Below are 13,145 nucleotides of genomic sequence, written 5' to 3'. Positions count from 1 at the left end.
CTCTTACCGCTCAACCAGCCGGTAAACCGAGTTCCGCGTATGGAAGACATCGACGCTCACCAGGGTTACGGTGGTGGAGGCTCTCGCGCAGGGCCACACCACTGCCGACTAAGCAAGTCGACGGTGGATCAGTCGTGTTAGCAGTCCCTTACCCAATAGGAAGCAGTATTTGGCCACAGGCCGATCGGAAGCACCAGCTGTCCGGAACGGCCAAGGAGTGGTTCCGTCGACAAAGAGTCGATTTGCTGATGAAATGACCACTCGTTGAAGCAACAGGTGGCCAAGCTCACTGGGCGACTGTTCTGTAAAACAGTCGCCTTCTGGAATCAAGCGTTGGCCAAATCGGATATTTAGGAATCATCCCATGGCCAAACTTGCACGTCGCACGCCGGCACATGTGTGAATATCGCACCCGTCGGTTGCCATAATCGAGCCAAGGATATTGGCATTCTTCATGTCTGAAGCACACAGACCGAGGCTCCTAGTAGAAATGCAAGCGTGACTAGCCGAACTTGGCGAATGCCGAGGGTTTAGCGCTACTCGAACCTCATACTCATACGGGAGGAGCAGGACAGGTCGCCATTCTTGGATATGGGCCGACCGCTGAGGTAGCATAGATTTTTCCTGTTCATGTCGTTTTTCTCTCTAAAAAACGATTGGACGCCTGAGCTTAAACCGAGTAGCTTTACTGCTAAGACCCTTGCCCATCTCCTTGATTGTGAGGCGCGCTCGGCAGTGATTGCAGGACCTCTTGCGGTGGCCGCCACCCTCAAACTACCCCCACTAACCCCAACTTAGAAAAAGCCTAAGATCGCGGCTATGATCTCCTTCACCTCCAGCCTTAAGGGCGGCGGCCATACGCCCAATGCCTTTTTCGTGGACGTATTATGCCGCCAGATCCGCGCGATCGAGAACAACAATCTGCGCTATCACATTCCGCGCCCGCGCCATCTCTACGAACAGCACGCGCGGATGCCCTACCATTTCAAACCCGAGATGTTCATCCAACTCGGCGGCGTTACGGAATTTTCGTTTCCTGACCAGCACATCACGCTTCAGCCTGGCGAAGTCTGCATCGTTCCGAAAGGCATGCCGCACGGCGAAGTCGTGCGCGCCGACCGCGAACCGTTCGAGAATGTCGTCGTCAGTTACTACAACAACACCGTCGATATCCACGTGGCGCACGAGGTCTCGCCTGGTTACCCGCGGGCGGACGATGTGCATTTCTTCACGACCAGTCTTTTCCACGATCTGATCTCCTATCTCGATCGCATCTGTGAATTCCACGACAGCGATCCGGCGGTGAACGCGCTCGCGATCAAAGGTCTTTTCCTCGCTGAGATTTCACTGTTGCGGACGTTGGTCGAGTCGCCCGATTCCCACCGGCCCGCGACGACTGATCCGGTCGCGCTATGCCAGTGGCTGATCCTGCACAACCTCCAGGTTGAAGCTCTCAGTCTTGAATCGCTTGCGGCGGAGATTGGTTGCTCGCCAAATCATCTCTCAAAGATATTTCACCGCACCACCGGCGAGCGGCTTGTCGAGCATATCAACCGGCTGCGCATCCGGAGCGCTATCGACGCTCTTGGCCGCACTCGCCTCAGCATCAAGGCAATCTCAGCCAGTTGTGGTTTTAGTGACGCAAATTATTTCGCGCGTGTGTTCCGTCAAGCGACCGGCCGGCCGCCACAGCAATACCGTGCCGACGTCCAGCGTCTCGACAGCGCGGTCGAACAGCCGGTGAAGAGCAAGGCGGGTGACGATGAGACTGGTTTCGAGTTCGGGACCGCCGCTGAGCCGCTGCCGTTGCACGCCAGAGCCTGAGCGTACGGCGTCACTTCCCCCTGCGCTGCGGTGACGCAGTGGGCTCGCGTCTTAGCTCTAGCCATGCACAGGCGGGGTAACCACGAGCAATGGCCGCTCCGGCGTGCTCCCTAAGATTTTCCTAGCGATTCCCGTAATCTCCTTGGGTTCGGCGTTGGCAATCGAGTTCCAGAGGCAACCATTTTGCCAGCACTTGCGAGCCCGGCGGCAGTTTTTACTGCGGTCGTTTTTTGCAGGATGCTCCCTAACTCCAATAGTAACCCCATGAACCACCCCCACCATTCTCCCCGGCTGCAGTCGGCCGCACGAGTGTTTGGCCAAATCGCCGCGATATTAGTCGCGTTTCCCTGTCTGATGTCCGCTCAAACAACCGCCCCGGTTCCGGCTCAGGGCACCTCGGCCAAAGATACTACCGGTGAACCAGTCTACGTGTTGAACGCGTTTACGGTCACCGGATCAATCAAGCCGGAGTCGCGGTTGAATAGTCCGCTGGCGATCACGACCATTGATCGCGCGAAGATCGAGACCATGGCACCGCGCAGCATCGACGAGCTGATGAAGGTCATTCCCGGTCTCTACATCGAGTCCAGCGGTGGCGAGGCCAACAACGCGCTCGCGGTCCGCGGTATCGGCGCCGGCAGTGGATTCAAATACGCGGTCATTCTTGAGGACGGTTTGCCGGTCGTCTCTGAGGCCGACACGTCGTTCACCACGGCGGACAACTACACGCGCGTCTCGACGTGGATTGCCAACGTCGAGGGTCTGCGCGGCGGCAGCTCCGGCGTGTTCACCTCCAACGCACCGCTCGCCACGATCAATTTCATCGGCCGCCAGGGCGCCCAGACGCCCGACGGTGAATACAAACTCGAGTTCGGTGACTACGGCTTGATCCGCAACGACGCGTGGGTCTCGGGTCCGGTCAACGCCCAGACCACCTACGCCCTCGGCGGCTTCTACCGCGTGGACGACGGCCTGCGCAGCCCTGGCTACAAAGCCGACAAGGGCGGACAGTTGACCCTCGCCCTCAATCACCAGTTCAAAGACGACAAGGGCTACTTCAAGATAACCGGCAAGGCGCTCAACGACCGCACGGCGTTTATGCTGCCGATTCCGCTCACGGGCACCACTGCGGACCCGAAGACAATCCCGGGTGGGCCTGACCTGCATACCGGCGCAACCGGCTCGCCAGACGTCCGTTTCTTTTCATTTCCCAATTCGCCGATCGGAGCGATCAACCATGACATCGCCGACGGCATTCAGGTAGACCTCAAATACATCGGCAGCGAGCTGCATGTGAAACTCAGCGACCAGCTGGCTCTCGAGAATCGCAACCGCTTCTCAAGCGTGAACAAATCCTGGAATTCGAATCCATTCAGCACGGCCACGAGCCTGCAGAGTATCGCCAACAGCCTCGCCACTTCGGGCAATGTCCCGGCGTCGACGTGGGCGGCGGCGCTCGGCTCCGACGGCAACTATCGTTTCCGACTCACGGCACCGGGACAGGCGGGCGCGGTCGTCGCGGCGGACGCGACAGCGGCCGCGGCGCTCAACGGCAACGGTCTTGGCGATCTAATGAACCACTGGAAGAGCGAGGCTATTTTCCGCGACTTTCAGGACGATCTGCGGCTGATCGCCAGCCTCAACGATGGCAAGACCACCGCGCTCGCAGGTCTCTACATGAAGACAGACGAGGAGACGAGGCTTTGGCAGTGGCAAACGATGCTGGTCGACGTCAGCTCGTCTTACCGCCGGCTTGATCTCTCTTACGTCGACGCCACCACGGGCCAGGTAATCGGACAATACACCTACAATGGCGCCAAGCAGGTGGGCACCACTTACCGCCATGGCACGGCCAACATTGACGAGGTCACGCCTTACTTCGATCTCACCCACACGCAGGGCCCCCTGATTCTCGACGCCGGCGCCCGGTTCCTGAACTTCAAATACCGCGGCTCCTACGAGACCGCCAGGACTTACGACCTGAACAGTTATGCGCAGACCACGGCGAATCCCTACCCGGCGCTACTGAACGCCCAGTTCGGCAGCGGCAACTATAACAACACGAATGCCGCCGAACATAAGGTGGCCTATACGGTTGGCGCCAACTACACATTCAGCCAAAATCAGGCGCTTTTTGCCCGCTACTCATCCGGTTCGCGTCTCTCGAACTCCGACATCATCATCCAGGCCAGCACCAACAAGAATGTTGGCAATGTCGTCCCTGCACACATCGAATCGCTCACCCAATACGAGTTCGGCTATAAATACGGTGGCCAGCACCTGGCGGCGTTCCTGACGTTCTTCTACGCGCGCCAGCGAGACGTGCCTAACACCGGCTTCCAGCTGGTGAATGGCACACCTGTGCCGGTGAGTTTCACCACGGGCCTCAACAACGTGGGTGTCGAACTCGACACCACGTGGAATCCGGTCCGCCATCTTTCGATCGATGTTCGCGGCACGGTGCAACAGCCGAAGATTGTCACGCCGGGTCTGGTCAACATCGCCGGCACGCTTACGTCACTCGACGGGCTGAATCCGACCCGCACGCCTAAGGTCTACGGCTCGGTCACTGGCACCTATACCTTCGACGAGACGTCGATCGGCCGACCGGCGGTCAACCTAGGCATCGCTTACACGGGCAGCCGTCCGACAAACCAGAACGCCAACCCGAATGCGATCCCGCTCTCGGCCTTCACCGAAGTAACGGCTGGATTCAGCCTCGCGTTCCACCACAGCCTTACCTTTCGACTCGAGGTGTCGAACCTGCTCGACAGCGCCGGCCTTACTGAAGGTGATCCGCGAGCGCCCTCCGGCAACGCGGGCGCCTACTTCAACGCCCGTCCGATCCTGCCGCGCTCCATCGTGTCATCGCTCACCTACAGCTTCTAATGCGCGGGACTTCCGGTATCATTATCCCCATGTCGCCTCTGCAGAGTGGGTGACCTCGTGATAGCGAAGGTCTCCCGCGCGGAATTCGCTATCGACTAGGTATTATGAGCGGGGCGCCCGGTGGATCCGGGCGCCCCTTGTGCCGGAGAATGGTCCGGTTTACCTTGCCGTGCGACCGCTGAAATTAAACCTCTAGTTCGCTCATCTTACCCCGGCCATGAAGCATTTCCGCCTCAAGCTTTCCCTGTTCCTGAATTATTTCCTGTTTGCGAGCCTTCTCAATAGCGTCGGCACGGTGATTCTCCAGGTGCAGCGGAACTTTGGCGTCACCTCGACGGCCGCCAGCGTCCTTGAGGCATGCAAGGATCTGAGCATTGCCGTCGCATCCTTCTTTGTCGCCGCATGGCTCCTGCGCATCGGCTACAAGCGCGCCATGCTTGGTGCGCTCGCGTTCATCGGCGTGGTTTGCGCGCTCGTGCCGTCGGCGCCGAGCTTCATGGCCACGCAGTTACTCTTCGTCGCCACCGGCGTGTGCTTCGGCGTGATGAAGGTCTCCGTCTTTTCGACACTCGGCCTGATCGCACGCGAGCAGCACGAACACACGAGCCTGATGAGCTTCCTCGAATCGTGCTTTATGCTAGGCATTCTCTCCGCCTACTTCCTCTTTAGCGCGTTCGTTGACGACGTTTCGCCGGCCTCGACGGACTGGTTCCGCGTTTATTACGTGCTCGCCGGGATCGCGGCCGTGGCTTTCTTGATGCTCTGGAGCGTGCCGCTGGACGAGACTGAGGCGCACAATCCAGCCGACGCCGCCTCGGCCGGTGGCATCGGCGACATGCTGCGGCTCGCGCTCACGCCGCTCGTGCTGGTTTTTGTCGTCGGTGTGTTCATTTACGTCCTCACCGAACAGGCAATCATGAGCTGGCTGCCGACGTTCAACAATCACGTGCTCCACCTGCCGCCCACCCTCAGTATCCAAATGGCGAGCATTCTGGCCGCATCGACCGCGCTGGGCCGCTTCGCTGCCGGCTGGGCACTTCGCCGACTGCCCTGGCTCGCCGTGCTGGGCGTGTGTCTCGTGGCCGCCGCCGTGCTCGTCATTCTCGCCTTGCCACTCGCCGCCGCGGCGAGTGCGCGCGGTGTGCCAATTACCGGCTGGCGCGATGCGCCTCTGGGAGCGTTTGTGTTTCCGATAATCGGACTTTTCCTAGCGCCGATCTACCCGACGTTGAATTCTGTCGTGCTTAGCGCGCTGCCCCCGGCGCGGCATGGTGCCATGTCGGGTCTCATCGTGGTCTTCTCCGCCCTTGGCGGCACCGCAGGTTCGCTCATCACCGGACGCCTATTCCAGCACTACGGTGGGCAAACGGCCTTTTATCTCTCGCTGATCCCACTCACTGCACTGGCCGTCTGTCTCGCGGTGATCTGGCGCATGCAACGCGGACGAACGGCGGGTCAGCACTGATTGCCCCATGCAGATTCACGAATTTAATCCTCTCTTCCGCGACGTGCAGCTGGCGCACGTGTTCGGCGATGACAAAGTCTTGGTCGACTGTCTGCCGCGGCGGTCGTTCGCGGAGATTGATGCGGCCTACGCCCGGCTTGCGTCAACGAATCCGGATCGCCACCGCCTACGCCGGTTTGTTGAAAAGAATTTTATACTTCCACCCAGTCAGGCTCCGGTAGTTCTGCCAACGCGGGGTGGCGATGTTCGCGAGCAGATCCGTCTGCTCTGGCGGACGCTGCGCCGTGAACCCGACGTGGCGTGTGTGGGTTCGACGTTGTTACCGTTACCGGAGCCTTACGTCGTGCCAGGCGGACGTTTCCGGGAGATCTACTATTGGGATTCCTATTTCACGATGCTCGGCCTGCGGGAGAGCGATAATGGGGAGATGGTCGAACACATGCTGGCCAATTTCGTGCACCTGATCACGCAGCACGGGCACATTCCGAATGGCAACCGCAGCTATTATCTCAGCCGCTCGCAGCCGCCGGTGCTGGCGCTGATGGTTGAACTGACCACGGCCGGTCGGCCGCCAGCGGTGCTCGCCAGTTTCCGCGGCGCACTTGAGGCGGAGCACAATTACTGGATGGATTTGACAGCGCCGACGCAACACGTCGTCGAGTTGCCTGATGGTAGCCGGCTCAACCGCTATTGGGACCAACTGGACACGCCGCGACCGGAGTCGTTTAGCCGTGACGAAGAGCTGGCGCAACGGACCAGCCGGCCGCGTGGCGAATTGTTTCGCGACCTCCGGGCGGCCGCCGAAAGCGGCTGGGACTTCAGCAGCCGTTGGCTCGGTGATGGGCAGCATCTCGAGACCATTCGCACGACACAACTGGTGCCGGTCGATCTCAACTGTTTGCTTTGGCAGCTAGAAAGCACCCTGGCCCGGGCGCATTCTGCACACGGCGATGCAGAGGGGCAGGCGCGCTTGGAACGCGCCGCGGAGGCCCGCCACCGCGCCATTGAGAAATACTGCTGGTCGCCCGACGCCGGGTTCTTTTGCGACTACGATCTTACGACACGCGGGCCGGGCACGCAGCTGACACTCGCGGGTGTTACGCCGCTGTTCTTTGGCCTGGTGGCGGCCTCGCAGGCGGCGGCGGTCGCTCGCAAAGTGCGCGAGTCCTTCCTCGCCGCCGGGGGCGTCGTCACGAGCCTGCGCACGACGGGTCAGCAATGGGACGCCCCGAACGGCTGGGCGCCACTCCAGTGGCTGACGGTGCGGGGACTTGTCCGTAGTGGCGAGACCGAGCTCGCGGGGGAAATCGCGCGGCGATGGACCCAGCTGAACATCACGACATTCGTGCGGACAGGCTTGCTGCTGGAGAAATACGACGTCGTAGACACCGGACGAGCACCCGGTGGCGGCGAATACGAATCGCAACATGGGTTTGGCTGGACTAACGGCGTGCTGCTAGAATTCATGCGCGACTACCCGCTGAGCTAAGGACCTGCGCGGCTGGGCAATCCGTATCTCCCATCCCCAACCCGAAGCATGCAATCACACCGCTTCATGAATCTTCACGAAATTTGCCGAAAGCAGGTCAGTTACCTGAAGCGTGATGCATTCAGGTATCGACCGGCAATGGTTTGCCCCAAATACAGGAGTCCCAAGCAAAATGAAAAATGTAACACGGCGTGAATTCTGCGGCAATATTGCCGCGTTGGCAGTGGTCGGCGCCTGGGCAAACCCAGGGACGATGCATGCCGGGGAGGCGTCTCAGACCACAACCCCGCTGTCCGCTAGAGAAAGCAAGTTCGCTCCTTGGACGCCCGGCTGCCTCGATATCCATCATATCGGGACCGGACGCGGCAGTGCGATGCTGGCCATCTGTCCCGACGGCACGACCATGATGGTCGATGCGGGCGCAAAGTATGATTCGCTGAAATATACTATCGCACCAAAACCAAACGCTTCTCGCCGACCAGGCGAATGGCAGGCGCGGTATGTGGAGCGTCATATAAAAGCCGCTCGAGCGGCCGGCATTGATCATTTGCTCGTGAGCCATTTGCACTCTGATCACATCGGGCAATGGACAGCAGAGTTACCCATTGCGTCTCAGGGAGATTTCGCACTGACCGGGATAACCGACATAGCAGAGCAAATCCCGATAAAGAAACTCATTGATCGAGCGTTTCCCGATTACGCTTATCCGTTCAGGGCGTCATTCGTGACCGATCCGGAGTATCGGTTCACATTCCGGAATTACAAAAAGTATGTCGATCACCGCATCGGTCAGGGACAGTTGGTTGAGCGATTTATTCCCGGATCGTCCAAGCAGTTGGGGCTTGTCCATTCCCCGGAGACATACCCTCAGTTCAACGTTCGGAACTTAGCTTCGAATGGCGACGTTTGGACGGGAAAGGGTGATGAAGTGGCTTCCCATTTCCCGCCGCTAGATCAACTGGAATCGAAGTATCAGCCGAGTGAAAATCAATGCTCCACGGCGATCCGTATCCAATATGGCGCCTTCAGTTATTATACGGGAGGCGACTTACCCAGCGAGTTGAATGAATGGTATGATGCCAAGCCATGGCCGAATATCGCTGGCGTTGTCGCGCGGGCCGCCGGCCCAGTCAGTGTGGCGGTCGCACACCATCACGGGTATGCGGACAGCATGGGGCCAGATTGCGTGCGGGCTCTTCGCCCCAAAGCGTTTGTGATTCAAGGCTGGGACTCAGCTCATCCAACGATCAAACCTCTCTACAACATGCTCAGCCGAGAACTATATCCCGAAGAGCGGGATATTTTCCAAACGGCGGTGAAGGAAGAAAACCTGATTGCCACACGCGACTTGGCCAAGCTCAAGAGCCTGAATGGACATGTGGTTATTCGTGTGCCTGCAGACAGTAAGTCGTTTCGCGTGGAGATTCTCGACAACGCTGACGAAGCCGACCGTGTGATCGCGACGCATGGACCCTACCTGCTTGGATAAGGGGAGCCACCATCCTCTGCGATGGCCCAGTGCAGAATACCCCACCATCTCACCACACACGATCTGGTTCCGAATCCGCATGATGGAACATTTCATGCGCTTGGCGACGGTGGCCGTGTCCATCGATGGTCCACTAACGGCTTACGCGAGACTGAACGCATCTGATGGCCAAGCTGGAATGGACGCATCAGGCGTCCCGCTTGGCCAACATGTGGGTTACTCGACAACCGTTTAGTTCTTACCTATCGGGGTATTGGTGGGCGCGCTGGGATTCGAACCCAGAACCAAGGGATTATGAGTCCCCTGCTCTAACCGTTGAGCTACACGCCCGTGTCAGGGCCGGAATGTGCAAACCGGCCGCGGGGAGGCGAGCCTGTTTCCTGCGCATCCGGCCCGGCCTCCACGGGTTTGGCTTCGTGAAGCGCCGGTCGTGGCCGAAGCTGTGCGCGTTTCCTGGGCGCCCGGGCGATTGTATTGCCCCGCGCAGCCCGCACGGCCGGTTAAACCCTAAACCCCGTCCCGCTTTCCCCGGTTGCGGATCGCCTGCAGGCGCCGAGCCTGTGGAATCGCCACCAGCTTGTCCAAGGCGACGGCCAGGGCGAGGAAAGCGACAAAGAAAAGAATGTTGGACATAATGATGGGAATGGTTGCCGGGTCACCGCAGACGGAAGCCCGAATTCTAATTTCGCCCCCAGTATGGGTGCTGAAGGCAATTCCTTCCATCCGTCCCCGTCCGATAGTCGTGTCAGCATTGCTCCTACAACGTCCGGCGGGGTCCACGGCATTTTGTATCTGACAAGTCCGTTGGTAGGGCGAGCGTCCCGCCGGGCCGCCGCCAACAACGGCTCATCCGGGGGGACTCGCCCGGCCTCTAACAAAAAGAGCCGGCCCTCGCGGGCCGGCTCTTGGTTTGAAACTTTTCCGACTCAGCCCTCGTAGGCCGGGAGGGTCTTGTCGACCGACTCCTTGGTGAGCTTCGCGTAGGCGGGCAGGCCGTTGTCGTAGGGCACCGTGACCTCGCCCTGGATGAGCGGGGTGGCGTAACGGAAGAACTGGAAGTTCAGGCTGACGCCGTCCTCGTTGATCCACTCCTTGGGCAGGCGCTTCGGGTTGCCGATGACGTCGCCCAGGGCGGAGAGACCGGTCTCGCAGGTGTAGTTGTCGCCGTCGCCGCGCACGAGCGTGACGAGCTTGTCGGTCTCGCCGGCGATGGCGGCCTTGACCGCGGCCTGGCCGGCAAGGAACGCCTCGTCGGCGTCCGTCTTCGAGGCGAGGTGGGCGGCCGAGCGCTGGGTGATGCCGAGGCGGGCGACGCGGCACTTGGCGCCGAGCTGCGACTCGATGAGATCCTTCAGGAACTCACCGACGCCGCCGAGCTGCGTGTGGCCGGCCGCATCGGTCGAGCTGGTCTCGACGGACACGTAGTTGCCGTCCTTGTCCACGAGGCCCTCGCCGACGACGACCACGGCGTGTTTCTCGCGCTTGAGGACGCGGCGGACATCATCGAGGAACTTCTCGTTGGTGAAGGGAACTTCCGGGAGATAGACGAGGTGCGGCGGATCGTTCGGGTGGTCGCGGCGCTTGGCCAGCGAGGCGCCGGCGGCGAGCCAGCCGGAGTTGCGGCCCATGACCTCTACGAGGGTGACGAGGTCGCCCTGGCCCATGGCCTCGGCATCGAGCGCGAGCTCCTTGACGGTGGCGCCGATGTATTTGATCGCGCTGCCGTAGCCCGGGCAGTGGTCGGTGGCGGGCAGGTCGTTCTCGATCGTCTTCGGGATGCCGATGACGCGGAGGTCGTAGTTCTGCGCCTTGGCGAGCTCGACGAGCTTGGTGGCGGTCTCCTGGGAGTCGCCGTCGCCGAGGTGGAAATAGTAGCGGATGTTGTGCGCCTTGAACACCTCGAGCACACGCTCGAACTCGGCGGGCTTCTTCAGCTTGCTGCGGCAGGTGCCGAGGGCGGCACCGGGCGTGTAGCGGAGGCCGCGGATGGCCTGCTGCGATTCGGCCGCGAGGTCGACGAGATCCTCGCCCAGGAGACCCAGCACGCCGTTGAGCGCGCCGTAGACTTCCTCGATGGCGGCATGGTTCAGGGCCTCGGCGACAACGCCTGCGACGCTGGCGTTGATGACGGCGGTGGGGCCGCCGGACTGGCCGATGAGACAATTACCGGTTAATTCTTCTGCCATGGTGTGTTGTGGTTAAAGCTGTTAAAGAAACGAAAAGAGGGTTCAAAAAAGGCGCCGCTCTTGATGCTGGCAAACTAAAACCTTGGGCCGGCGAAAAATTAATGTCGCGCGCCGCCGCGAAAGAGCGCGCCTTTCGCACGGCCCCGGACCCGCCCCGGGACGGAAACCCTCCTTCCATGTCTTCCGGGCGGGAAATATTTTCGTCGGAATGCGCAGCCTTACAGCAGCTTGCCGGGCCGGTAGTCCCCCGCGCCCTTGTGCTTCCTGGCGAGCGGCGCGACTGCGGCCACGAGGGCGTCGACCTGATGCGGCGCGGCGCCGACGAAGCGTTCGTTCTGGCCGAGGATTTCCTGCAGCTTCTTTTTGGTCAGACTGATCCTTTTATCTCCCGCGAGGCGATCCAACAGGCTGGCCTCGCTTGCCGCGGCGGAGCCCTTGGGCGAAGACGGGCCGCCGTTGCGCAGCGCCTTGGCCGCGGCCAGCGCGTGCTCCTTGATGGCCTCGTGCGCCGTCTCGCGACCCGCGCCCCCCTTCACCGCCTCCATCAGGATCGTCGTGGTCGCGAGGAACGGCAGGTTGCGCTCGTTCTCGGCCGCGATGGCCGCCGGGAAAATCTCCATCTGCCGCAACACGGTCAGGAAGGTCTCGAGCAGGCCGTCGATCGCGAAGAACGCGTCGGGCAGCGCCACGCGGCGCACGACCGAGCACGACACGTCGCCCTCGTTCCACTGGTGGCCGGCGAGGTTGGCCGTCATCGTGACGTAGCCGGACAGGATCGTCGAGAAGCCGCAGACCCGCTCGCAGTTCCGGGCGTTGACCTTGTGTGGCATCGCGGACGAGCCCACCTGCCCTTCCTGGAAGCCCTCGGTCAGCAACCCGGCGCCGGCCATGAGCCGCAGCGTGGTGGCGCAGCTCGCGGCGGCCGCGCCGGCCTGGTGCAGCGCACTGACCACGTCGAAGTCGAGCGAACGCGGATAGACCTGGCCGACCGCGCCGAGCGACGCCTTGAACCCGAGATGCTTCAGGATGCGCGCCTCGAGCTGGTCCACCTTGGCGGTGTCGCCGCCGAGCAGCGTGAGCTGGTCGAGCTGCGTGCCAACGGCGCCCTTGAGGCCGCGCACCGGGTAGCGCGCGACGAGGTCGTCGAGGCGGGCGCCGGCGATGAGCAGCTCCTGCGCGAACATCGCGAGGCGCTTGCCGAAGGTCGTGGGCTGCGCCGGCACGTTGTGCGTGCGGCCGGTGATCATGACGTCGCGGTGCTGCGCGGCGCGCTTCGCGAGCGCAAGCAGCGTGGCGGCGACCTTGAACTGCACGAGCTGCAGCGAGCGGGCCACCTGCAGTTGCTCGACATTCTCGGTCAAATCGCGGCTGGTCAGGCCGAGGTGGATGAACTGGCGCTTGGCCAGGTCGGAAAATTCCTCGAGGCGCGCCTTCACGTCGTGGAGGGTGACGCGCTCGCGCTCCTTGATGCGCTCGACATTCACGTCGCCGCGCACCCGCTCGTAGTCCTTGATCGCCTCGGCCGGGATGGCAACGCCGAGGTCCTTCTGCGCCTTCATCACCGCGATCCAGAAATCGCGCTCCAGCAGGATGCGGCCCGTCGCCGACCAGGTCTCTTTCATCGCGGGCGAGGCGTAGCGCTCGGCGAGCACGTTGGGGATGGTTTCGGCGGGAGGGTTCTGCGGCTTCACGGCGCGCAACGGTTAGGCTGACCCGGCGGGTCTGGCAAGACTGTAGGGCGGGATCACCGCATCCCGCCTGCGTGCGACCAGGATATCCTGATCGAGGCGGGATACGGTGATC

The 13,145-nt window shown here is 61.4% G+C and carries 8 protein-coding genes and 1 tRNA gene; 5 read left to right on the top strand and 4 right to left on the bottom strand.

From position 1 onward, the window contains the following. Nucleotides 1-819 precede the first annotated feature (819 nt). From BLU29_RS07730 to BLU29_RS17955, 5 genes are all read left to right on the top strand, one after another. Nucleotides 820-1,824, top strand: a complete 1,005-nt coding sequence (locus BLU29_RS07730; RefSeq protein ID WP_091056437.1) for a helix-turn-helix domain-containing protein — start codon at nt 820-822, stop codon at nt 1,822-1,824. 264 nt (nt 1,825-2,088) lie between these two features. Beyond that, nucleotides 2,089-4,713, top strand: a complete 2,625-nt coding sequence (locus tag BLU29_RS07725) for a TonB-dependent receptor (RefSeq protein ID WP_157693703.1) — start codon at nt 2,089-2,091, stop codon at nt 4,711-4,713. A gap of 217 nt (nt 4,714-4,930) precedes the next feature. Continuing rightward, on the top strand, nt 4,931-6,178 hold the full coding sequence (locus tag BLU29_RS07720; protein WP_091056434.1) for an MFS transporter: 1,248 nt from the start codon (nt 4,931-4,933) through the stop codon (nt 6,176-6,178). 7 nt (nt 6,179-6,185) lie between these two features. Then, nucleotides 6,186-7,667: a trehalase family glycosidase gene (locus tag BLU29_RS07715; RefSeq protein ID WP_091056433.1), complete on the top strand. Its 1,482-nt coding sequence runs from the start codon at nt 6,186-6,188 to the stop codon at nt 7,665-7,667. A 172-nt stretch (nt 7,668-7,839) separates the two neighbouring features. Beyond that, nucleotides 7,840-9,156 (top strand): hypothetical protein, encoded by a 1,317-nt coding sequence (locus tag BLU29_RS17955; RefSeq protein ID WP_157693702.1) that lies wholly within the window; start codon nt 7,840-7,842, stop codon nt 9,154-9,156. A gap of 254 nt (nt 9,157-9,410) precedes the next feature. On the opposite strand, the gene BLU29_RS07705 is transcribed toward BLU29_RS17955, so the two are convergent. From BLU29_RS07705 to purB, 4 genes are all read right to left on the bottom strand, one after another. Further along, nucleotides 9,411-9,486 (bottom strand) — tRNA-Ile (locus BLU29_RS07705). A 177-nt stretch (nt 9,487-9,663) separates the two neighbouring features. Further along, entirely contained in the window at nt 9,664-9,789 is a 126-nt protein-coding gene (locus BLU29_RS18675) for a hypothetical protein (RefSeq protein WP_255401203.1), read from the bottom strand. Nucleotides 9,790-10,082: 293 nt separating this feature from the next. Continuing rightward, on the bottom strand, nt 10,083-11,342 hold the full coding sequence (locus BLU29_RS07695; RefSeq protein ID WP_091056428.1) for a 6-phosphofructokinase: 1,260 nt from the start codon (nt 11,340-11,342) through the stop codon (nt 10,083-10,085). Between the two features lie 218 nt (nt 11,343-11,560). After that, on the bottom strand, nt 11,561-13,033 hold the full coding sequence (gene purB / locus BLU29_RS07690) for an adenylosuccinate lyase (protein WP_231962331.1): 1,473 nt from the start codon (nt 13,031-13,033) through the stop codon (nt 11,561-11,563). Nucleotides 13,034-13,145: the final 112 nt, after the last annotated feature.

Origin of the sequence: Opitutus sp. GAS368 (assembly GCF_900104925.1) — a bacterium.
Lineage (GTDB): Bacteria > Verrucomicrobiota > Verrucomicrobiia > Opitutales > Opitutaceae > Lacunisphaera.
Note: the sequence above shows the minus strand (reverse complement) of the source record. Positions and strands in the feature narration are given on the sequence as shown.